Annotated in this window: 22 protein-coding genes and 1 tRNA gene; 10 read left to right on the forward strand and 13 right to left on the reverse strand. The window is 64.2% G+C overall.

The annotated features are described in order from the left end of the window. Window positions 1-78: 78 nt before the first annotated feature. From FK527_RS05555 to rapZ, 3 genes are all read left to right on the forward strand, one after another. Window positions 79-1,245: an acyl-CoA dehydrogenase family protein gene (locus tag FK527_RS05555; protein WP_144730889.1), complete on the forward strand. Its 1,167-nt coding sequence runs from the start codon at window positions 79-81 to the stop codon at window positions 1,243-1,245. Window positions 1,246-1,376: 131 nt separating this feature from the next. After that, a complete protein-coding gene (locus FK527_RS05560) occupies window positions 1,377-2,597 on the forward strand; it encodes a CaiB/BaiF CoA transferase family protein (RefSeq protein WP_144730891.1) in 1,221 nt (406 codons plus the stop codon). 121 nt (window positions 2,598-2,718) lie between these two features. Next, complete coding sequence (gene rapZ / locus FK527_RS05565) at window positions 2,719-3,585, forward strand: RNase adapter RapZ (protein WP_144730893.1); 867 nt, start codon at window positions 2,719-2,721, stop codon at window positions 3,583-3,585. A gap of 2 nt (window positions 3,586-3,587) precedes the next feature. On the opposite strand, the gene mutY is transcribed toward rapZ, so the two are convergent. From mutY to mutM, 3 genes are all read right to left on the reverse strand, one after another. Then, window positions 3,588-4,658: an A/G-specific adenine glycosylase gene (gene mutY / locus FK527_RS05570; RefSeq protein ID WP_144730895.1), complete on the reverse strand. Its 1,071-nt coding sequence runs from the start codon at window positions 4,656-4,658 to the stop codon at window positions 3,588-3,590. Then, entirely contained in the window at window positions 4,655-6,616 is a 1,962-nt protein-coding gene (locus FK527_RS05575) for a dynamin family protein (protein WP_144730897.1), read from the reverse strand. The genes mutY and FK527_RS05575 overlap by 4 nt, the downstream gene beginning before the upstream one ends. 103 nt (window positions 6,617-6,719) lie before the next feature. Further along, window positions 6,720-7,535 carry a bifunctional DNA-formamidopyrimidine glycosylase/DNA-(apurinic or apyrimidinic site) lyase gene (mutM, locus tag FK527_RS05580; RefSeq protein WP_144730899.1) on the reverse strand — a complete coding sequence of 272 codons (816 nt, stop codon included), beginning with the start codon at window positions 7,533-7,535 and terminating at the stop codon, window positions 6,720-6,722. Window positions 7,536-7,582: 47 nt separating this feature from the next. Between mutM and FK527_RS05585 the strand changes: the two genes are divergently transcribed. The 7 genes from FK527_RS05585 (at window position 7,583) to pth (ending at window position 13,564) form a co-directional block, all read left to right on the forward strand. Next, window positions 7,583-9,358, forward strand: coding sequence for a tetratricopeptide repeat protein (locus FK527_RS05585; protein ID WP_144730901.1), 1,776 nt, complete (start codon window positions 7,583-7,585; stop codon window positions 9,356-9,358). Window positions 9,359-9,552: 194 nt separating this feature from the next. Then, entirely contained in the window at window positions 9,553-9,942 is a 390-nt protein-coding gene (locus FK527_RS05590; RefSeq protein ID WP_342778958.1) for an outer membrane lipoprotein LolB, read from the forward strand. Window positions 9,943-9,963: 21 nt separating this feature from the next. Beyond that, entirely contained in the window at window positions 9,964-10,848 is an 885-nt protein-coding gene (gene ispE, locus FK527_RS05595; RefSeq protein WP_144730905.1) for a 4-(cytidine 5'-diphospho)-2-C-methyl-D-erythritol kinase, read from the forward strand. A gap of 25 nt (window positions 10,849-10,873) precedes the next feature. Continuing rightward, window positions 10,874-10,950 (forward strand) — tRNA-Gln (locus FK527_RS05600). A gap of 136 nt (window positions 10,951-11,086) precedes the next feature. Next, window positions 11,087-12,061, forward strand: coding sequence for a ribose-phosphate pyrophosphokinase (locus tag FK527_RS05605; protein ID WP_144730907.1), 975 nt, complete (start codon window positions 11,087-11,089; stop codon window positions 12,059-12,061). A 130-nt stretch (window positions 12,062-12,191) separates the two neighbouring features. Beyond that, on the forward strand, window positions 12,192-12,824 hold the full coding sequence (locus tag FK527_RS05610; RefSeq protein ID WP_144730909.1) for a 50S ribosomal protein L25/general stress protein Ctc: 633 nt from the start codon (window positions 12,192-12,194) through the stop codon (window positions 12,822-12,824). A 92-nt stretch (window positions 12,825-12,916) separates the two neighbouring features. Beyond that, window positions 12,917-13,564, forward strand: a complete 648-nt coding sequence (gene pth, locus FK527_RS05615) for an aminoacyl-tRNA hydrolase (RefSeq protein ID WP_144730911.1) — start codon at window positions 12,917-12,919, stop codon at window positions 13,562-13,564. Between the two features lie 225 nt (window positions 13,565-13,789). Here the strand turns inward: pth and FK527_RS05620 are convergent, their stop codons facing one another. The 10 genes from FK527_RS05620 to aspS form a co-directional block, all read right to left on the reverse strand. Then, entirely contained in the window at window positions 13,790-14,050 is a 261-nt protein-coding gene (locus FK527_RS05620) for a YfhL family 4Fe-4S dicluster ferredoxin (RefSeq protein WP_144730913.1), read from the reverse strand. A gap of 20 nt (window positions 14,051-14,070) precedes the next feature. After that, window positions 14,071-14,787 (reverse strand): LysE family translocator, encoded by a 717-nt coding sequence (locus tag FK527_RS05625; protein ID WP_144730915.1) that lies wholly within the window; start codon window positions 14,785-14,787, stop codon window positions 14,071-14,073. A 46-nt stretch (window positions 14,788-14,833) separates the two neighbouring features. Next, on the reverse strand, window positions 14,834-15,256 hold the full coding sequence (locus tag FK527_RS05630; RefSeq protein WP_144730917.1) for a BLUF domain-containing protein: 423 nt from the start codon (window positions 15,254-15,256) through the stop codon (window positions 14,834-14,836). 2 nt (window positions 15,257-15,258) lie between these two features. Further along, on the reverse strand, window positions 15,259-15,990 hold the full coding sequence (gene folE / locus FK527_RS05635) for a GTP cyclohydrolase I (protein ID WP_246072681.1): 732 nt from the start codon (window positions 15,988-15,990) through the stop codon (window positions 15,259-15,261). 105 nt (window positions 15,991-16,095) lie between these two features. Then, window positions 16,096-17,316, reverse strand: a complete 1,221-nt coding sequence (clsB, locus tag FK527_RS05640; RefSeq protein ID WP_144730919.1) for a cardiolipin synthase ClsB — start codon at window positions 17,314-17,316, stop codon at window positions 16,096-16,098. Between the two features lie 6 nt (window positions 17,317-17,322). Beyond that, window positions 17,323-18,084: an endonuclease/exonuclease/phosphatase family protein gene (locus FK527_RS05645; RefSeq protein ID WP_144730921.1), complete on the reverse strand. Its 762-nt coding sequence runs from the start codon at window positions 18,082-18,084 to the stop codon at window positions 17,323-17,325. 112 nt (window positions 18,085-18,196) lie between these two features. Continuing rightward, window positions 18,197-18,667: a dihydroneopterin triphosphate diphosphatase gene (nudB, locus tag FK527_RS05650; protein WP_425460411.1), complete on the reverse strand. Its 471-nt coding sequence runs from the start codon at window positions 18,665-18,667 to the stop codon at window positions 18,197-18,199. Next, the gene (locus FK527_RS05655; protein ID WP_144730925.1) at window positions 18,660-18,977 is read right to left on the reverse strand and encodes a CcdB family protein; all 318 of its coding nucleotides are present in this window, start codon (window positions 18,975-18,977) and stop codon (window positions 18,660-18,662) included. Before FK527_RS05655 ends, nudB begins: the two co-directional genes overlap by 8 nt. A 14-nt stretch (window positions 18,978-18,991) precedes the next feature. Next, the gene (locus tag FK527_RS05660; protein ID WP_144730926.1) at window positions 18,992-19,273 is read right to left on the reverse strand and encodes a type II toxin-antitoxin system Phd/YefM family antitoxin; all 282 of its coding nucleotides are present in this window, start codon (window positions 19,271-19,273) and stop codon (window positions 18,992-18,994) included. A 74-nt stretch (window positions 19,274-19,347) separates the two neighbouring features. Further along, complete coding sequence (aspS, locus tag FK527_RS05665; protein ID WP_144730928.1) at window positions 19,348-21,150, reverse strand: aspartate--tRNA ligase; 1,803 nt, start codon at window positions 21,148-21,150, stop codon at window positions 19,348-19,350. Window positions 21,151-21,167: the final 17 nt, after the last annotated feature.

Here is a 21,167-nt window from a genome sequence, read left to right on the forward strand (position 1 = left end):
AGGCTTCTCTCGGTGTATTGCCGGACGAGGCCTTTTTTCTCAGCCCTACCCCAATAACCCCACCAAGGAAAGACCACCATGGACTTTCAACTCACCCAAGAACAGCGGATGATCTACGAGTACGGCGACCGTATCTCGCAGCAGTTCGACCACAGCTACTGGCGCACCTACGCCGAAAAGAACGAACCCCCGGCTGAACTCTATAAGCAGATTGCCGATGACGGCTTCCTGGGCATCATGGTGCCCGAAGCCTACGGCGGTGCCGGCCAGGGCATGACGGAAATGCTGCTGTTCATGGAAGGCCTCTCGAACAATGGCATCCCGCTGCTCAACCTCGTGGTCGGCCCCACCATGACCATGGGCCTGATCGCCAAGCACGCAAGCGAAGACATGAAGCGCCGCCTGCTGCCCGGCGGCTGCGCGAATGAAATCAAATTCTGCTTCGCCATCACCGAACCCAACGCCGGCTCGAACTCGATGGAAATCACGTCCATCGCCAAGCCCGATGGCAAGGGCGGTTTTCGTCTCACGGGACAAAAGGTGTTCATCACCGACGCGAACCGTGCCGACTATGCCATGGTGATTACGCGCACCACGCCGCGCGCCGAAGTCAAGAAAAAGACCGACGGCTTCACGATCTTCATGGTCGACATGAAGAAAAAAGGCATCAGCAAGACGCTGATCCCCGTGGCCTTCCCCGTGCCCGAAACGCAGTGGCAACTATTCTTCGACGACGTGCAACTGACCGAGGACGACGTGCTCGGCGAAGTCGGCAAGGGCTTCGGGATTCTGTTCGACACCCTGAACCCCGAACGCATCATCTTGTCAGGCCTGTGCACCGGCGTCGGTCGTTTCGCACTCAAAAAAGCTGTGGCCTATGCCAACGACCGCAAGGTGTTCAACAACACCCCGATTGGCGCGCACCAGGGCGTGCAGCATCCGCTGGCGATTGCCTACAGCGAAATCGAAATGGCTTCGCTCATGGCACGCAAGGCCGCCTGGGCCTTCGACCAGAACCTGCCCTGCGGCGAATACGCCAACATCGCCAAGTACGCGGGCGCCGAAGCCGGCATCCACGCAGTCGATGCCGCCATACAGACACACGGCGGCAATGGCTTCACCAAAGAGTATGGCATCTACGATCTGCACGGCCTCGTGCGTCTGCTGCGCACGGCACCGCTGAACCGCGAGATGGTGCTCAACTACATTGGCGAGCACGTGCTCGGTTTGCCACGCTCATACTGAGTCTGCACGGTTTTCTTTCTGGGACTTACGCCAACAACGATGCACCCGGCTTCGCCAAGGTGTTGCGCTACCGCGCGGACACCTTGTGCGGGCCCGGTCTGCATCCAGCGCGCTTCTTTTTTCGCATATCCATGAGTTCTTTCCCTCCCCTGCCGAGCTTTGGCGCCCTTGCGGGCCTGAAGGTGCTGGACTTGTCGCGCGTTCTCGGCGGCCCGTATTGCGGGCAGATCCTGGCCGACCACGGCGCCGAGGTCATCAAGGTCGAGCCGCCCGCAGGTGATGAAACCCGCTCCTGGGGGCCGCCTTTTGCCGCGGACGGCACGGCGGCCTACTTCAATGGGCTCAACCGCAACAAGCGCGACATCGTGATCGACCTGTCCCAGCCAGCAGGGCGGGAGATCGTTCTCAAGATCCTGGAAGACTGCGACGTGCTGATCGAAAACTTCAAGATCGGCACGCTCGAGCGTTGGGGCATGGGTTATGAACAGCTGCTGCGCGAGCGCTTTCCGCGCCTCATCCATTGCCGCGTGAGCGGCTTCGGCGCCGACGGCCCGCTCGGCGGTGCGCCTGGCTACGACGCCGTGGCGCAGGCGCTGGGCGGCCTCATGAGCGTCAACGGCACCCCCGAAACCGGCCCACTGCGCGTCGGCGTACCCGTGGTAGACATGACCACGGGGCTTTCCGCCGTCATCGGCGTTTTGCTCGCCGTGATCGAACGCCAACGCTCTGGTCGCGGCCAGTTCGTCGAAGCCACGCTCTACGACAGCACCGTGGCATTGCTGCACCCGCAAAGCGCCAACTGGCTCGAATCGGGCAAGACGCCGCAGCTCAGCGGCAATGCCCACTCCAACATCGTGCCCTACGACAAATTCCCGACCAGGACCTGCGAGGTGTTCCTCGGCATAGGCAACAACGGGCAATGGAAAAAGCTCTGCGAGTTTCTCGGCCACCCTGAACTGGCCGAAGACCCGCGCTTCGTCACCAACGCCGAGCGCTTTCGCCATCGCCCGCAACTGCGCACCCTGCTCGAAGGCCATTTGCAGCAGGTCGATGGCGAGGAGCTGTGCCGCAATCTGCTGGCCGCGGGCATTCCGGCCGGCGCGGTGCGCCCGATCCCCCAAGTGCTCACCGACGCACACACCCTGCACCGCAAAATGGTCGTCGAGGTCGAGGGCAAGCGCGCCATAGGCATCCCCATCAAACTATCGCGCACGCCAGGCCAGGCCCTCAGTGCGCCGCCCCGCTTCGGGCAACACACCCGTGCATTGCTCGCAGAATACGGCTTCGATGCAGCCGCCATCGATGCCCTGCTGGCGCAAGGCACGGTCATGGATGGATCGCCCGCCGCGTAGAGCCCGACGCGAAACCCGCGGCGACAGCGGATGGCACCGCTGTGCGCAAGGAAATTCTTGTCGTCTCGCCACCTTGTTAGAGTCTGGTTTCCCCCTTTTTTTATCCCCAAAGGCCGGCTCCATGACACTAGAAATCGTCCTGATCACCGGCATGTCCGGATCCGGAAAATCGGTGGCCCTCAATGCGCTCGAGGATGCGGGCTACTACTGCGTGGACAACCTGCCGCCGGAATTGCTCGGCGCCTTTGTCGCCCTCGAACACAAACACCATGGCAACCGCGTCGCGATCGCCATGGACGTGCGCAGCGCCTCCTCACTGCCGCAATTGCCACAGCAGCTGCAAAAACTGCGTGCCCAGGGCATTCCTGTGCAGTCACTTTTCCTTGACGCCTCCACCGACACGCTGGTACGCCGCTTTTCCGAGACGCGCCGGCGTCATCCCTTGTCCAACGAAAACTCCCCACTCGGCAGGGGGGCGCTCGTGCAGATCATCGAGCGCGAACGCGAGTTGCTGGCCCCTCTGCGCGAGCAGGCCCATGTCATCGACACCAGCACCATACGCACCGCACAGTTGCAACGTTACGTGAAGAGTCTGATGGCCGTCGCGCCCAGTGCGCTGTTGCTGGTGTTTCAGTCCTTTGCCTTCAAACGCGGTATTCCGCTTGATGCCGATTACGTGTTCGACGTGCGCATGCTGCCCAACCCTTTTTATGAGCCATCGCTGCGCGAACTCACGGGCCTCGATGCGCCGGTGATCGAATTCCTGCGCGAACATGACGATGTGGCACAGATGCAGGAGCACATCACGCAGTTTCTGAGCCAGTGGCTCGATGCACTTGCCAGCGGCCAACGCAGCTACGTCACTGTGGCCATTGGTTGCACGGGCGGCCAGCACCGCTCGGTGTACCTGGTGGAGCAGCTCGCCCGAACCTTCAGCACACGCTGGAAGGTGCTGCGGCGCCACCGCGAGTTGGACGGAGCAAAGTAGCTTTACACCAGTCCATAGAGCAACCTGCGCACCGGCGCCGGCAAGCCCAATGCGCTACTTTGCTGCACGGTGAACCATGCTCCTGCGTCGCCCTTGGCTGCATGCACCTCGCGCTGCAACTGCGGCTCGTCCACGACCGCGAGCACGGGGTGCAGGTGCAATTCTCTGTGTGTAAGCACATGCACAAAAGGCGCAAGCTCCCGTGGCGCGGCATGCGAGGCATGTTCGCGCAAAGCCACCATCAGCTCGGCGCGCGAAGAAAACACCGGCACGCAGTGCAAACCGGCCCAAATGCCACGCGCCGGTCGCCGTTGCAGCCAGATGCGCCCGCCTGCATCGCGCAGCACCAGCAACCACCAGGACTGCGCCCGCCGCAGGAAGTTGCGCGTCTTCACCGGGTAGCGCTCGGGCGCGCCCTCCTGCCGGCCCACACACAAGTCCTGCACCGGACATTGGCTACAAGAAGGATTGCGCGGCGCGCACAGACTCGCCCCCAGGTCCATCAAGGCCTGGGTGTAGCGCGGCATGGTGGTTTGCAAATCGGTATGCGGCAGCAATGCCTCGGCGTGCATCCACAAAATACGTTCATTGCTCGTACTCGACAGGTCTGCGCCAAAGCCGAGCAGCCGCGTCAGCACACGGCGCACGTTGGCATCCAGAATGGGTACGCGCTGTCCATGGCAAAAGGCCGCGATGGCCCCCGCGGTGGAGCGCCCTATGCCGGGCAGGCGCGCCAACTCCTCGGCCGTGCGCGGAAATGCGCCCCCGTGCTGAGCCACCACCTGCTGCGCGCACCGATGCAGGTTGCGTGCGCGGCTGTAGTAACCGAGCCCGCTCCACAGCGCCATGACCTCGTCCGGATGCGCCTCGGCCAGCGCCTGCACATCGGGGAAACGCTCGAGAAAGCGCGCGTAATAACCCAGCACGGTCGTCACCTGGGTCTGCTGCAGCATGATCTCGGAGAGCCAGACGCGGTACGGATCGCGGGTTTGCTGCCAGGGCAGGTGCTGGCGGCCATGCGCGAGCTGCCAGTGCAGCATGCGCTCGGCAAATTCGCTGTGGGCGGAATTCATGCCAGCGAGAAACGCGCACCTTCCGCGGCTTGCCCGGGAGTACCCAAGGCGGTGAGCAGCGCCACACGCTGGGCAAGTTCGCGCTCCAGGTCAATCAACTCCTGCTCGCTGGCCTCGATCTCGGCGATGCGCTCCACAAGCCCACTCGCGGCCTGCTGGATGCGCTCCACGGCCTCCAGGCGCCGTGCGAAGCTGCGCCGGCGCTCACGCAACTGGGCGTCGAGCTGCGCCGTGGCCGACTTGCTCCAAAGCTCGAGCTCGTTCGCCGCGGATTCATAAACCGTGCGCAAGCGCATACCCAGTGCGCGCACCAGCCGCTCGGCAAACGCGCCCTGCGCCAGCCTGAGCACATTGCCCACACCCAGATACTGCACGTGGCTTTGTTCGATGCGCGCAAGCTCCTGGGCAAAGGCGCTGAGTTGCGGCGTCGGCGGCACCTGCAGCGAAAAACCAAATTCGGCGTTCAACTGGCGGAACGTGCCTTCGAGCATGGCCTGGATTTCCGCCGCGCCGGCCTGCACCTTGTCGAGCGTGGCGCGCAAGCGCTCGAAGGTATGCGCGTAAATTTTGCGCACGCCAAGCTTGACCCCTTTTTGTTGCAGCGCTTGCGTCAATTCGGCCAATTCTGCTTTGAGCGCTTTCGTGCCAAGTTGCTGGAACATGTCGCGCAGCAATTTGAGGTGCACGGAACGCACGGCCTGAATCTTGGCCGCACTCTGATCGAATTCATGCTGCTCCTGCTCGATGCGCTTGCGCATGACGCCTATGACCGAGGCGTTTTTGCCGCGCAGGCTGCGCAGTTCGGCCATTTGATCATCGAGGTCGCGCTGGCGGATATGGAGGAGGCGCACCGCCTGGGCCTGCAGCTTGGCCACTCCCGCGGCCACGGCGGCACGCAAAATGGCCTGGCGCTGGCCCATGATTCCTCGCGCCAGGGCATCCTCGAGCACCGGCAGACCGCTGGATTCGAGCAACAGGTCATCGCAGGCAATCTTGGCCATCAGGCCTTTTTGCGCCGAGATGGGCACCACCTGGGTGCGCGGCACATCGAGCACCTGCGCCACGGTTTCACATTGGCGCTCCAGCTGTGCCTGCACCTGGGCAGGGGAATCGAGGCTGTCCCACAGAGTGTCTATCTTGTTCAGCACGGCCAGCCGTGCCGCTGCACTGTCGGCCGCCGGCGCCAGATGCTCACGCCAGATCGCCAAGTCCGAACGCGTCACGCCGGTATCCGCCCCGAGGATGAAAACCACCGCGTGGGCTTGGGGAATCAGGCCCACGGTCAACTCGGGCTCGGCCCCGACGGCGTTCAGGCCGGGCGTGTCGAGGATGACCAGCCCCTGCTTGAGCAGAGGGTGCGGAAAATTGATCAACGCATGGCGCCACATGGGCACTTCAACCAGGCCCTGCGCGTCGGGCAAAGGGTTTTCTTCGGGCAAGTCATCGTGCCAGAACCCCAGGGCCCGGGCCTCGCTCTGCGTGACCTTGCGCACCTGCGCCACCTTGGCAATGGCCTGGGCCATCTGGTTCGCGTCGTTCGGATCGAGGGGCAGCTCGGTCCAGTGCGCGGGCCGCTGGCGCCACTCCGTCAGCCCCTGCGGCTGCAGGCGGGTTTCGATCGGCAGCAGACGCAAACTCGCAGGCGCTGCAGGATCGTAGGCCAGCTCCGTAGGGCACATGGTGGTGCGCCCGGCGCTGGCGGGCATGATACGGCGCCCATAACCGGCAAAAAAAATCGCATTGATGAGTTCGGACTTGCCGCGCGAAAACTCCGCGACGAAGGCCACCATCACCTGGTCGCTGCGCACCTGCGCCTCGAGCTGCTGCAGCTGCTCTTCGATGGCCGCATCCATGAGCTCATGGTCCAACAGCCAGGTGGACAAGGCGCGCAACTGCTGCGCGAAGCCGCGCCGCCACACCCCATGCTGGTCGAACTGTTCGTTGAAGGATGGCCCCACGTTGCTCCCGACTTGGATGAATGCCGCCTATGCGGAGGTTAACGCAATAGTCAACGCAATATATAGCATCCTGCCCTTTCCTCGCGCGGCCGAACGCAGAATCTCAAGCACGCTGACAACGCGGACAGAAATAACTGCTGCGCTGGCCTTGCTGAAGCCAGCGGATCGGCGCACCGCACACCCGGCACGGCGCATCCGCGCGGCCATAGACCTGTGTCGCATGCTGAAAATGCCCAGCTGCCCCCGCCGCATTGGAAAAGTTGCGCAAGGTGGTACCGCCCAGCGCGATGGCCTGCGCCAGCACCTCGCGGATCGCAGCATGGAGCTTGCGCACGCGCGCGAGCCCCAGCCGCATCGCTGGCGTGGTGGGCCGTATCCCTGCCAGGAACAAGGCCTCGTTCGCATAGATATTGCCTACGCCCACCACCAGCCGCCCCGCGAGCAAAACCTGCTTGATCGGCGCTCTGCTCTTTCGCAGCCCGCAAGCAAACTGCTCCACCGTGAAGGCTTCGGACAGAGGCTCGACACCGAGCCCTGCGAGCAGCTTTTGCGCTGCAGGATGCTGCTCGCTCGGCGCATACACCACCGCCCCGAAGCGCCGTGGATCGTGCAGGCGAAGAGTGCCGCGCGAAGTCACAAGGTCGAAGTGGTCGTGGCCTCCTGGCGGCGGCAGGTTCATGGCAAAGCGCAGACTGCCCGACATGCCCAGATGCAGCAGCAGCAGCCCCCGCTCAAGATCGATGAGAAGGTACTTGCCGCGGCGGCGCACCCCCAACACCCGCAGCCCCACGAGCGCCTGCGGCACACACCCGAGCGGCCAGCGCAGGGGCTTGCCCAGCCATAGCCCCTGCACCCGTGCGCCCACGATGGCATCGGCAAAACTGCGGCGCGTGGCCTCGACTTCGGGCAACTCAGGCATGCGGGGGCATTCAGGTTCAGTGGGGATGCTTCGATTATTATGGCCCGATGATTCGATCCCTTCGCTTGCGCACCACCGCCATTGCCGCAGCCTTCGCGCTGGCTGCTTTTGCGGGCTTGACCAACCATGCCCATGCAGCCGCGGAAAAGCAAGACAAACGCGTCGCGGCGTCCAGCGCCGCCGACGCGCAGGCGGCGCTGGACGCCGAGCTTTTTTACGAAGTCTTCCTGGGCGAATTGAACCTGCGCACCGGCGACCCGGGTGCCGCTTACGCGCTCATGCTCGAAGCCGCGCGGCGCAGTGGTGACGAGCAGCTTTACCGCCGCGCGGCTGACATCGCCCTGCAGGCGCGCTCGGGCGACTACGCGCTCCAGGCCGTGCAGGCCTGGAAGGAGGCGCATCCAGACTCGCGCGAGGCCAACCGCTACCTGCTGCAGATTCTGGTGGCGCTCAATCGGATCGACGAAACTCCGCAACTGCTGCGCCAGGAGCTCGCGCAGGCCGCGGCGCAGGACAAAACTGCGCTGCTCACCATGGTGCCGCAACTTTATGCGCGTGCCAGCGACAAAACCCTGGCCGCGCAGGTGGTGGAGCAGGCACTCGCAGACATGCTCGCCGATCCTGCGGTCGCGCCGGCTGCGTGGGTGACGGTGGGGCGCATGCGGCTCGCCGCCAGGGACAGCGCCGGTGCGCTAGAGGCCGCACAGCGCGCGCAAGCGCTCGCCCCCACGAACGACGGCGCCATGCTGCTCGCGCTGGAATTGCTCGAATCCGGGCAAACCCAGGCGCAAGCCTTGGTCAACCACTACCTGGCCGGCCAGCCCAAGCCCGAGTTGCGTCTGGCGTATGCCGGAGTGTTGCTGAACTTACAGCGCAATGCGGATGCGGAAAAAGAGTTGCGGGCCGTAACCCGCGCCAAGCCGGACTTTCCCGACACCTGGCTGCTGCTCGCGGCGCTGCAGCTGCAAAGAAACCAGCTGGGCGACGCAGAAAAATCCCTACAGCGCTTTCTGGAGCTCGTCCCCAGCGCCGACCTCGACCCACAGACCCGGCAGCGCGGCCTGACCCAGGCTTATTTGATGCAAGCGCAAATTGCCGAGAAAAAGCACGACTATGCTGCCGCGGAATCCTGGCTCAAACGCATAGACAACGCCGACGAGATGTTCAGCGTGCAGCGCCAGCGTGCATCCGTGCTCGCACACCAGGGCAAGATCGAGCAGGCGCGCGCACTCTTGCAAAACCTGCCCGGCGCGACGCCGCAGGCCGCGCGCCTGAAGCTCCAAGCCGAGGTGCAGCTGCTGCAAGAAATGCGCATGTACCGCGAAGCCTTCGAGGTGCAAAGCCAACTGGTGGCGCTCTACCCGCAGGACGATGACCTCGTCTATGACCAGGCCGTGCTCGCCGAAAAGGCCGGCAACCCGGAGCTCATGGAAAAGCTGCTGCGCGAACTCATCGCGCGCCGCCCCAACTACTTTCATGCCTACAACGCGCTCGGCTATTCGCTCGCCGATAGAGGCGTGCAGCTCGAAGAGGCCAAGCGCCTGATCAGCAAAGCGCTCGAATTTGCGCCTGGCGACCCCTTCATCACCGACAGCCTGGGCTGGGTGGAGTTCCGCCTCGGCAACCATGCCGAGGCGCTGCGCCTGCTCGAGTCAGCCTACAAAACCCGCCCCGACGCGGAAATCGCCGCGCACCTCGGTGAAGTCCTCTGGAGCATGGGCGAGCGCCACCGCGCCTTGAGCATCTGGAAAGAAGCGCGGCGCCTGAACCCCGACAATGAGACTTTGCAATCGACCCTCAAGCGCCTGGGCGTGCGCCTGTGAGAGCCTGTTCTGAGGCCGCGTGAGCCGCGCGCCGTCCGCCATACATGCTTCAAACGGCGAGCCAAGGCCCACATCTGCCTGGGCGCACCATCTCCTTGCGCATGGGAATGTGGGCGCTTTGCCTGGGTCTGCTGCTTGCCTTCGCAGGCTGCGCGCAGCCACCTCGCGCCAGCGCACCGCCAGGGGCCTCATCCGTGTGGACCGGGCGTCTGGCGCTGCAGGTGCAAGGTGACGAAGCACAGTCTTTTTCCGCGCTGTTCGAGCTGCGCGGCTCACCTGAGCATGGCGAACTCGTGCTCTCGAGCCCGCTCGGCAGCACCCTCGCCGTGCTGCGCTGGCAGCCTGGCGAAGCCGCGCTGCAAACGGGCCAACAAACGCGGCAGGCCACATCGCTAGACGCCTTGCTGCAAGACGCTGCTGGCAGCCGCATCCCCGTGGCGGCCCTGTTCGACTGGCTGCAAGGCATTAACACGCCGGCGGCGGGCTGGCAGGTCGATCTCTCGGCCCTGCCAGAGGGCCGCGTGCTCGCGCAGCGCAGCGCCCCGCCGCCACCCGCGACGCTGCGCATCGCGCTCTCGCGCTAACCTGTTCTAAGCTGCCCTGCCATGCAAGCCCTGTACGACGTACCTGCCCCTGCCAAGCTCAACCTCTTTTTGCACATCACGGGCCGCCGGGACGATGGCTACCACCTGCTGCAGTCCGTTTTCATGCTGATCGACTGGTGCGACACGCTGCATTTCGAGCGCCGCACCGACGGCCGTATCGCGCGCACCGATCTCGGTGAGCCGCTGCCCGCGCTCGACCTCAGCGTGCGCGCCGCGCAGGCCCTGCAGGCTGCTACGGGCTGCAGCGCGGGCGTACAGATCAGCGTGCTCAAGCGCATCCCGGCTCAGGCCGGCATGGGCGGCGGCTCCTCGGACGCCGCCACCACGCTGCTGGCGCTCAACCGGCTGTGGGACTTGCGCCTGCCGCGCGCGGCGCTCGAGCGCATTGGGCTGGCGCTGGGCGCGGACGTGCCGTTTTTCCTGCGCGGGCGCAACGCCTGGGTCGAAGGCATAGGCGAGCAGATCACGCCGCTCGCGCCCACGGTGCAACTGCCGCGCGCCCGCTTCGTAGTCGTCAAGCCCACGGTGGGGCTGGACACGCGCGTAATTTTTTCCTCGCCCAGCCTTCAACGTAACTGCGAAGCTGCTACAATCTTGGGCTTTGCTGCAGCACCCTACAGCTATGGTCGCAATGACCTGCAACCGGTTGCCCAGGCACTGTGTCCCGAGATAAACCAAGCCATTGCATGGCTACAATCGCGGGGCTTGCAGGCCAGGATGACAGGCTCTGGCAGTGCGGTGTTTGCGCAATGGGCCCATACGCCAGACCCTGGCGACGTCTTTTTGGACGTCGCCCAGGCCCCAAAAGGGTGGAAAGTCAAAGTATGTGAAAATCTGATGCTCCATCCGCTGGTGGACTGGGCGTCCGATGAAAGTTTGCGGTGAGCTGCCTTCGGCAGTTGACCTGTGTAGGGGAGTCGCCAAGTTGGTCAAGGCACCGGATTTTGATTCCGGCATGCGAGGGTTCGAGTCCTTCCTCCCCTGCCAAATCTTCCAAAACCTGTAGAGCACACGCAACCATGTCTGATCCGCTTGTAGCAACGGGCTTCGCGCTGCAAGTGCGCCCAGCGTTGCACCAGCTGTGATCTACGCGCGGGCCCTCTCTCCGATCGCTGGGACGCACATGCAAGCCAATCAACCCGATTTCATGGTTTTCACGGGCAATGCCAACCCCGGCTTGGCCGCTGAAATCGTGCACCACCTGGGCACGCGCCTGGGCGCAGCCGATGTGGGGCGGTTTTCTGACGGCGAGGTGGCCGTCGAAATCAAGCAAAACGTGCGTGCGCGTGACGTCTTCGTGGTGCAGTCCACCTGCGCGCCCACGAACGAAAACCTCATGGAGCTGCTGATCATGGTCGATGCGCTCAAGCGCGCCTCGGCCGAGCGCATCAGCGCCGTGATCCCCTACTTCGGCTATGCGCGCCAGGATCGCCGCCCGCGCTCCTCGCGCGTACCGATTTCTGCCAAGGTCGTGGCCAACATGCTGCAAGCCGTGGGCGTGGCGCGTGTGCTGACCATGGACTTGCACGCCGACCAGATCCAGGGATTTTTCGACATTCCGGTGGACAACATCTACGCCTCGCCGGTGCTGCTGCGCGACTTGCGCCAGAAAAGCTACGACGACCTCATCGTCGTGTCGCCCGACGTGGGCGGCGTGGTGCGTGCGCGCGCTCTCGCCAAACAGCTCAACTGCGACCTCGCCATCATCGACAAGCGCCGCCCCAAGGCCAACGTGTCCGAGGTCATGCATGTAATCGGCGAGATCGACGGGCGCAACTGCGTCATCATGGACGACATGATCGACACGGCCGGCACGCTGGTCAAAGCCGCCGAAGTGCTCAAGGAGCGCGGCGCGAAAAACGTCTATGCCTACTGCACGCACCCGATCTTCTCCGGCCCGGCCATAGAGCGCCTCAGCCAGGGGCGGGCGCTCGACGAAGTCGTGGTCACCAACACCATTCCCTTGAGCGACGCGGCCAAGGAATGTTCCAAGATTCGCCAGCTCTCCGTCGCGCAGCTGATCGCCGAGACGATACAGCGCATCGCCACGGGCGAGTCGGTCATGAGTTTGTTCTCCGACCAGGAAAATCTTTTCTGATTTTCACTGTCTGCCCGTTCGTTCGGGCTGGCAGGCGGATGCGAGAACGGCACGCAAGCCTGCAATGCTGCAGGTTTTTCAGTAACGGGGTGAGGTTGGTCGCGGCCCACCCATTTTTCAGGAGTCAGTCATGCAATTCGTCGCTTTCGAGCGCAGCAAGCAAGGTACGGGTGCGAGCCGCCGCCTGCGCAACTCGGGCAAGACGCCCGGCATCGTCTATGGCGGTTCAGCCGAGCCGCAAATGATCGAGCTCGACCACAACGCCCTGTGGCACGCGCTCAAAAAAGAAGCCTTCCATTCGAGCGTGCTCGACATGGAGCTCAACGGCCAGACCAGCAAGGTGCTGCTGCGCGACGTGCAGTACCACCCTTTCAAGCAGCTGGTCTTGCACATCGACTTCCAGCGCGTCGATGAGAAAACCCGCGTGCACATGAAGGTGCCACTGCACTTCAGCGGCGCCGAAGAATCGCCCGCCGTGAAAGTGGACAAGTGCATGGTCACGCCCATCGTGACTGAAATCGAAGTCACGTGCATGCCCGCAGACCTGCCCGAATTCATCGCTGTCGATCTTTCCACGCTGCAAAAAGGCGGCTCCTTGCATCTCAAGGACGTGAAACTGCCCAAGGGCGTGACGGCCATGGTGCGTGGTAGTGATCGCAATCCGGTGTTGGTGTCGGTCGTGCCGCCCGCGGCCGAAATCGAGACCCCGGCTGAGGCCGCACCTGCTGCCGAAACCAAGGGCAAAGGCAAGGGCAAGAAGTAATCCTTTTTGACGGCGGCCGAGAGGCTACCCTTCTCCCCGAAGCGGCCCACCACAGCGTGGGCCGCCGTCGTTTTTGTCCCGATAATCTTTGCATGATCAAACTCTTCGTCGGCCTGGGCAACCCCGGCCCGCAATACGAGGGCACGCGCCACAACGCGGGCTTTTGGTGGCTGGACGCGGTGGCGCAGGCACTGGGCGTGCGGCTGGTGCCAGAGCGCAGCTACCACGGGCTCGTCGCGCGCACCAGCGTAGAGGGGCGCAGCGTGTGGCTGCTCGAACCACAGACCTTCATGAACCGCTCGGGCCAGTCGGTGGCTGCGCTCGCGCGCTTTTACAAGATCGCGCCAGAAGAAGTCCTCGTCGCGCACGACGAGCTCGACCTGCCCGCGGGCCAGGTCAAGCTCAAGCGCGGTGGCGGCCATGCGGGCCACAACGGCCTGCGCGACATCCATGCGCAACTGGGCTCGCCCGACTACTGGCGCCTGCGCATAGGCATAGGACACCCGGGCGTGAAATCGGAGGTGATCCACTGGGTGCTGCAAAAGCCCTCGCCGGAGCAGCGCCGGCTGATCGAAGCCGCCATCGCGCACAGTTTGCAGGCCATGCCCGCGCTGCTGAGTGGCGACATGGAAAAAGCCACGCAGCAGGTCCACACCACCGCCGCGCCGCGCCGCAAACCCCAGCGCCCGCAGCAAGGCCCCAATCCAGGCCCCGCAGCAGCGCCCGAGCCCGGCGTTTGAAAATTCTATTTTGATAGCTTATCGCGCTTATCCATCAAGCGCTAGGAGCCTGTCGGACTTTGGGCGTTGAAAGCGAGAATGCGCCCCGGCGAGGCCAGTTTTTGCCGGATTCGCCGCCCCATAGCGGGACTATGGGGCAAGAAGACGGTAAAAAATGGGCCGCTGCGGCGCATTCGCAGCCGACGATTCCAAAGTCCGACAGGCTCCTAGAGGCCAAAAACACCATCAATTTTCGAGCTTCGTCGTGTGCAGACGCAGGTATTTCTGCCACAAGGCTTCGCGGCTTTCGACGTGCGCGGGGTCCACGGGAATGCAGGAGACGGGGCACAGCAGCGCGCATTGCGGCTCGTCGAAGTGGCCCACGCATTCGGTGCAGCGTGCCGGGTCGATCACATAGACCTCGGGCCCGAGCGAGATCGCCTCGTTCGGGCACTCGGGCTCGCAGACGTCGCAGTTGATGCACTCGTGCGTGATCATCAGCGCCATGCTCGTCCTCGCTCAGAGACTCAACTGCTGGCCAGCCGCACGGCGAGCCCCAGAAACACCAGCCCCGCGACGCGGTTGAGCGCCGTGCGCGCGCGTGCCGAACGCTGCAGCAAGGCGCCGAACGCGCCTGAAAAGCAAGCGATGGCGCCGAACACGAGCAAGGTCGCAAGCATGAACGCCAGCCCCAGCACCATGGTCTGCGCGGCCACGCTGCCGCGCGCCGGATCGGTGAACTGCGGCAAAAAGGCCAGGAAGAAAATCAGCACCTTGGGGTTGGTGAGATTCATGAGCATGCCGCGCCCGACCATGCGCAGGAGGCCAGGCGCGACGGCCGGCACGGCTTGCGCCGCGGCGGTCTGCTCTTGCTCGCCGCGCGCCGCATCGCCTGCACTGCCAGCCTCGGCCGCATCCTGCCCTTCATCCTGCTGCCCTTCATCCTGCCCCGCGCCCGCGGGTGCGCGCAGCGCCTGCCAGGCGAGCCAGGCGAGGTAGGCCGCACCGCAGAATTTGAGCACTGTGAAGGCAGTGGGCGAGGCCGCGAACAGCGCCGCCAGCCCGAGCGCCACGGCCGCCGTGTGCACCACCAGCCCCAGGCACAAGCCCAGCACCACGGCCATGCCTGCGCGCCAGCCGCGTTGCGCGGACTGCAGCAGCACGAACAGGTTGTCGGGGCCGGGCGTGAGTGCAAGCAGCACGGCCAAGCCGAAAAACGTGCTCAAGGTATGCAGGCTGGGCATAGAAGGCGAGAAAAGAAAACGCGGAGAAACGCTGGCCCGCAGCCTTTCAGGCGCGCCCGATGATGGACGCCGTGGCCATGAGCTCCTCGAGCAGTGCGAGCGCCACCTTGCCCGACATTGCGTAGGGATCGAGCTCGGGCTTTTCGGAGTATTTGAGCAGGATGGAATGGTTGATCTTGGCAAGGTTGGCCTGCCCCATGGTCCAGCCGCCGAAGCGCCGCTCGCAGATTTCTTCGTAAGCCAGCAGCTCGATCTGGCGGTGGCGCGCATCGTGCAGGATGTGGCTGTAGAGCTTGTTGACCGCAGATCGGCCGCCCTCTATGGCCTGCAAGAAAATGCCGCCGCCATAGCACAGGATGCCCGTGATGCCGCTCGCGGGGTTGTGGCTGCGCGATTCGGCCAGGATCGCCTCGATGGCATCGGGGGAAGGATCGACCGCGCGGCTCGCGTACACCAGGCGCACCAGCATGTTCAGCTCCTGCCAGGGATGAGCGAGAGAAACTCACGGCGCAGGTTCGCATCTTTGAGGAACACGCCGCGCATGACGGAGTTGAGCATCTTGCTGTCCGTCTCGCGCACGCCGCGCCAGGACATGCAAAAGTGGCTCGCCTCCATGACGATGGCCAAGCCGTCGGGCTGGGTTTTTTCGATGATGAGGTCGGCAAGCTGCACCACGGCTTCTTCCTGGATCTGCGGGCGGCCCATGACCCAATCGACCAAACGCGCGTATTTCGACAGGCCGATGACGTTGGTGTGCTCGTTGGGCAGGATGCCGATCCAGATTTTGCCGATCACCGGGCACAGGTGGTGGCTGCAAGCGCTGCGCACGGTGAGCGGGCCGACGATCATGAGCTCGTTGAGGTGCTCGGCGTTGGGAAATTCGGTGAGCGCTGGTTGCGACGCGTAGCGGCCCTTGAACACCTCATTGAGGTACATTTTGGCGACGCGGCGCGCGGTATCGCGCGTGTTGTGATCGCCGTCGGTGTCTATGACCAGGCTGTCTAGCACACCCTGCATCTTGAGTTCGACTTCATCGAGCAGTTTTTCGAGCTCGCCGGGTTCGATGAATTCGGCGATGTTGTCGTTGGCATGGAAACGCTTGCGCGCTGCAAGGAGGCGCTCGCGGATCTTGACAGAAACAGGCGTACCTTCGTCTTCGGTTGGCGGCGGCGATGTCATGGTGGCGGCGAGGGGTCTGAGCATGGCAGGGATGTTAACAGTGATCGCAACCCCCTGATTACAAAGGTTTTTCGGCTCTCACGCATACCTAGTGGGCACAAACAGCTACTCAATAAATAGCAAGCAACGTCAATAGCGCTTGCCCGTCACCCACAAGGCAAGGCGCATCAGGCCGTAGGCGAGCCAGTCGAGCACGCGCTCGCGCAAGGGCCTTTGCAGGTAGCGCGCAGGATCGACCTGCTGCCCGGCGTGCTCCATGGCATGCACGAGGCGCGCGCGCAAATCGCTCGCAAACGTACCGTCCTCCACCACCACATTGGCCTCGCGCGCGAGCAGCAGGCTCAAGGGTTCGAGGTTGGACGAACCCACCGTGGCCCAGGGTTTGTCGCCCAGCGCGTCGATCACGGCCACCTTGGCGTGCAAAAAGCTCGGTGCATATTCATGGATTTCGACGCCGGCTTCGAGCAGCACGCCATAGACAGGCTTGGCCGCGTGGTACTGCATGAAGTATTCGTAGCGCCCCTGCAGCAGCAGACGCACGCGCACTCCGCGCCCCGCGGCGAGCACGAGCGCACGGCGCAGCTTGCGGCCCGGGATGAAGTAGGCGTTGGCGATGACGATCTCCTGCCGCGCCATGGCGATCGCGCGCAGGTAGTGTTGTTCGATGCGCCGGCGGTGGCGCAGGTTGTCGCGCAGCACCAGCGCGGCGCGCACGCCCGTGGCGCCGCGCTGGTGCAAGCGCGCCGCATGCCGCGCCGCGCTGGCCGCACGCAGCGCGCGCACAGCCTCGGGCAGGTCGCGTCGGCGCAGGTCGCGCACCGCTTCGAGGCGCCACCAGAGCTGCTCCATCGCCTCGCTCGCCTGCGCGACTAAGCTGCCCGCGACCTCCACGGCGAAATCCAGCCGCGGCGCAGCGAGCGGCCCGTGGTTGGGGTCATGAAAATCGTCGAGGATGTTGATGCCGCCACAAAACAGCAGCCAGCCATCGACCACACAGAGCTTGCGGTGCAGGCGCCGCCAATGGCGCGGCGAGAGCAGGCCCAAGCGCCCCGGCGGCGCATAGACGCGCCACTGCACGCCCGCCTCTTTGAAGCGCCGCGCCCAATCGCGCGGCGGGCGGCCCGTGCCTACGCCATCGACCACCACATGCGTGCGCACGCCGCGGCGCGCCGCGCGCTCGAGCGCCTCGGCCACCGCGACTGCGCCGCCCGTGAAGTCGAAGATGTAGGTTTCGAGCTGGATGTCCGACAGCGCCGCGTCCATCGCCCGCACCAGCGCCGGAAACAGCTCTTGCGCACCTTGCAGCAGACGCAAGTGATGGTCTTTTGCAAAAGTGGCCGTGGGCGCCATGGCTGCTCAGGGCGGATCGAGCCGGAATTCGGCGATCAGCGGCAGGTGGTCGGACATGCGCCACCAGAGGCGCCCGCGCGGCACCAGCAGACCCAGCGGCTGCAGGCCGCGCGCGTAGATGTGGTCGAGCTGCACCAGCGGCAGGCGCGCGGGGTAGGTGTAGGCGCGCGGCGCGTCGAGCTCGGTGAGGCCGAACTCCGCGAGCATGTGCCTGGTCTGCACGCCCCAGTCGTTGAAGTCCCCCGCCACCACCAGCGGATCGCCCGCGGGCACCTCGCGCGCGATGAATTCCTGTAGTTGCTGCGTCTGGCGGATGCGGCTGCCCGGAATCAACCCCAGGTGCACCACGATGGCGTGCAGGCGACGCCCATGCGCGTGCACCTCGACGTGCAAAAGCCCGCGCTGCTCGAACCTGTGGTCGGAAATGTCCTGGTGCTGGTGCCCCAGCACGGGCCAGCGCGAAAGCAGCGCGTTGCCATGCTCGCCGTGGCGCGTGATGGCGTTGGTGCGGTACACCGCGTGGTAGCCCTCGGGCGCGAGAAAATCGGCCTGCGGCAGTTCGGGCCAGTGTGGAAAATGCTGCGCATAGCGCCGATGCAGCTTGCGCACTTCCTGCAAAAAGACGAGGTCGGCGTCGAGTTGCTGCACCGCCTGCCCGAGGTTGTGGATTTCGAGCCGTCGCGCCGGCCCCAAGCCCTGCACGCCCTTGTGGATGTTGTAGGTGGCGACGCGCAGAATGCGGTCGCTGTCGTGGCTGTGTTTGTGCATCGCTGCCCGTAATTTTGGAATTTATCTATCAAAAAATGAGCTGCTTGCGCTTGTTGAATGAGCGCTTGATGGCGATTCGGCGACGGTATTTTTACTATGCAACATATAGCAATCACGACGACTGGCCGACAAAGCGCGGAAGCATCAGGATCGCTTCGGCGTTCGACGGCGAAAAGCAGCGCTCGGCGGCCTCGCGCCAGGGCAACCATGCAAATGCGGTGTGCTCACGCGGATTCAATACCACAGGCGTGCCTTCGGGCACCTGCAGGCTGAAGAGGTGCTCGGTGTTGCGCCACACGCCGGGCGCATAGCGGTGCTGCCATTGCGGATAGATCGCATAGACATTCTCGAGCTGCCAGTCGCGCAGCACACAGCCGGGCGCGAGCGCATCGATGCCCGTTTCCTCGCGCACCTCGCGCACGGCAGTGTCGTAAAAGCTCTCGTGCGGATGGTCTTTGCTGCCCGTGACCGACTGCCAGAACAGCTCGGCGTCGGCACGCCGCAGCAAGAGCACCTCGAGCGCCGGCGTGTGGATGACCACGAGCACGGACTCCGGGATTTTGTAGGCGCGGGGTTCAGACACCACTGAGTACGGCATCCATTGCGGCGCTTACCGCACTGGCGCTGTGCGGCAGCGAAACCACGGGATTGCGCAGCAGTCGTGCCGAGACAGGCGCCGCCAGATGCGGCATCAAAATCAAGGCTTCACCCTCGACTTCGAGCACTGGGCACAGATTGGTCGGCAACTTTGCCAGCCCAGCACCCACACGCGACAAAGGCATCACCAAGCGCGTCGGCAGGCTGTCGATCAAGCCGCTTTGCACATCCAGCACGAAAGGCACCGACGGGCGCGAGGCCGGATTGGGATTCACATAGACATCGAACTGCGCCATGCTCAAGCCCGGACTCAGGCCTGGTCTTGCCAGGCGACGAAGCCCTCGCACCAGAGCCCATGCTCCTCGAAATGCCGGTTCTGCGCGGCAATCCACTCTTTATAAGTTTCGTTGAACTCCTGGCGCCGCTGCGCCAAAGATTTGGGCGGCGCCGCTGCCCTGAGCGCTTCGAACTGCTCGACCGAGAGAATGACCGAATCGACGCGCCCGCCCTTTTCCACGAACACCGGCGCGCGCTTGGCCTGGGCGCAAATCTGGCCAAACCGGTTCTTGGCTTCGGTGGCGGTGACGTGCATGGTGATCTCCTGCGGGTGAATGGCCATTTTAGCCATTCGCTCCGAATTACCCATGCAGCAGCCGCGCGAGGCGCTCAAGCCGCCTTGGGCGCCTCGACGTTGCGCAAGCGGATATGCAGCTCGCGCAGCTGCTTTTCATCGACGGGCGACGGTGCGTGGGTCAGCAGACACTGGGCGCGCTGGGTCTTGGGGAAGGCGATCACGTCGCGGATCGACTCGGCGCCGGTCATCAGCGTGATCATGCGGTCGAGACCGAAGGCCAGGCCACCGTGCGGCGGCGCGCCGTACTGCAGCGCGTCGAGCAGGAAGCCGAACTTGAGCTGCGCCTCTGCTGGCGAAATTTTGAGCGCATCGAACACCTTTTGCTGCACGTCGGCGCGGTGGATACGCACCGAACCGCCGCCGAGCTCCCAACCGTTGAGCACCATGTCGTAGGCCTTGGAGAGGCATTTTTCGGGCGCGCTTACCATCCAGTCCTCGTGCCCGTCCTTGGGCGCCGTGAACGGGTGGTGCACGGCGTTCCAGCGCTGCTCGTCCTCGTCGAATTCGAACATCGGAAAGTCCACCACCCACAGCGGCGCCCAGCGGTCTTCGAACAGGCCGTTCTTCTTGCCGAACTCGCTGTGGCCGATCTTGATGCGCAGCGCACCGATGGCGTCGTTGACCACCTTTTCCTTGTCGGCGCCGAAGAAAATCAGGTCGCCGTCCTGCGCCCCACTGCGCGCAAGGATGGCATCGAGCGCCGCATCGTGCAGGTTCTTGACGATGGGCGACTGCAGGCCCTCGCGCCCCTTGGCAAGCTCGTTGACCTTGATCCAGGCCAAGCCCTTGGCGCCGTAGATTTTGACGAACTCGGTGTAGCCGTCGATCTCGCTGCGGCTGATCTCGGCGCCGCCAGGAACGCGCAGGGCCACCACGCGGCCGCCGGCCATGTTCGCCGCGGCGCTGAAGACCTTGAAATCGACTTCTTTCATCACGTCGGTGAGTTCGGTGAACTCGAGCAACACGCGCAGATCGGGCTTGTCCGAGCCAAAGCGCCGCGCCGCCTCCTGGTAGCTCATGACCGGGAAGCTCCCCAGATCGACGCCCAATGTGTTCTGGAACACGCTGCGCACCATGTGCTCGAACAGCGCGCGGATGTCCTGCTCGTCCATGAACGAGGTCTCGATGTCGATCTGCGTGAATTCAGGCTGGCGGTCGGCGCGCAGGTCTTCGTCGCGAAAGCACTTGGTGATCTGGTAATAACGGTCAAAACCCGCGACCATCAGCAACTGCTTGAAGAGCTGCGGCGACTGCGGCAGCGCGAAGAACATGCCCGGATGCACGCGGCTGGGCACGAGGTAGTCGCGCGCGCCTTCGGGCGTGCTCTTGGTCAGCATGGGCGTTTCGATGTCCACGAAGCCGTTCGCGTCGAGGAACTTGCGCACCTCCATCGCGACGCGGTAGCGCAGCATCAGGTTGTGCTGCATGTAGGGGCGGCGCAGGTCGAGCACGCGGTGCGTGAGGCGCGTGGTCTCGGAGAGGTTTTCCTCGTCGAGCTGGAACGGCGGCGTGACCGAGGGGTTGAGCACTTTGAGCTCGTGGCACAGCACCTCGATCTGGCCGCTCTTGAGCTTGTCGTTCGTGGTGCCGGCCGGGCGCGCGCGCACCAGGCCCGTGATTTGCACGCAATACTCGTTGCGCACTTCCTCGGCCGTGTGGAACATCTCGGGGCGATCGGGGTCGCATACCACCTGCACCGTGCCTTCGCGGTCGCGCAGGTCGATGAAGATCACGCCGCCATGGTCACGGCGGCGGTTCACCCAGCCGCACAGGGTGACAGTTTGGCCCAGCAGGGCTTCGGTCACGAGACCGCAATAATGGGAACGCATGGCCATGACAAAACTTCCGGCGC

Source organism: Extensimonas perlucida (genome assembly GCF_007655255.1).
Classification (GTDB): domain Bacteria; phylum Pseudomonadota; class Gammaproteobacteria; order Burkholderiales; family Burkholderiaceae_C; genus Extensimonas; species Extensimonas perlucida.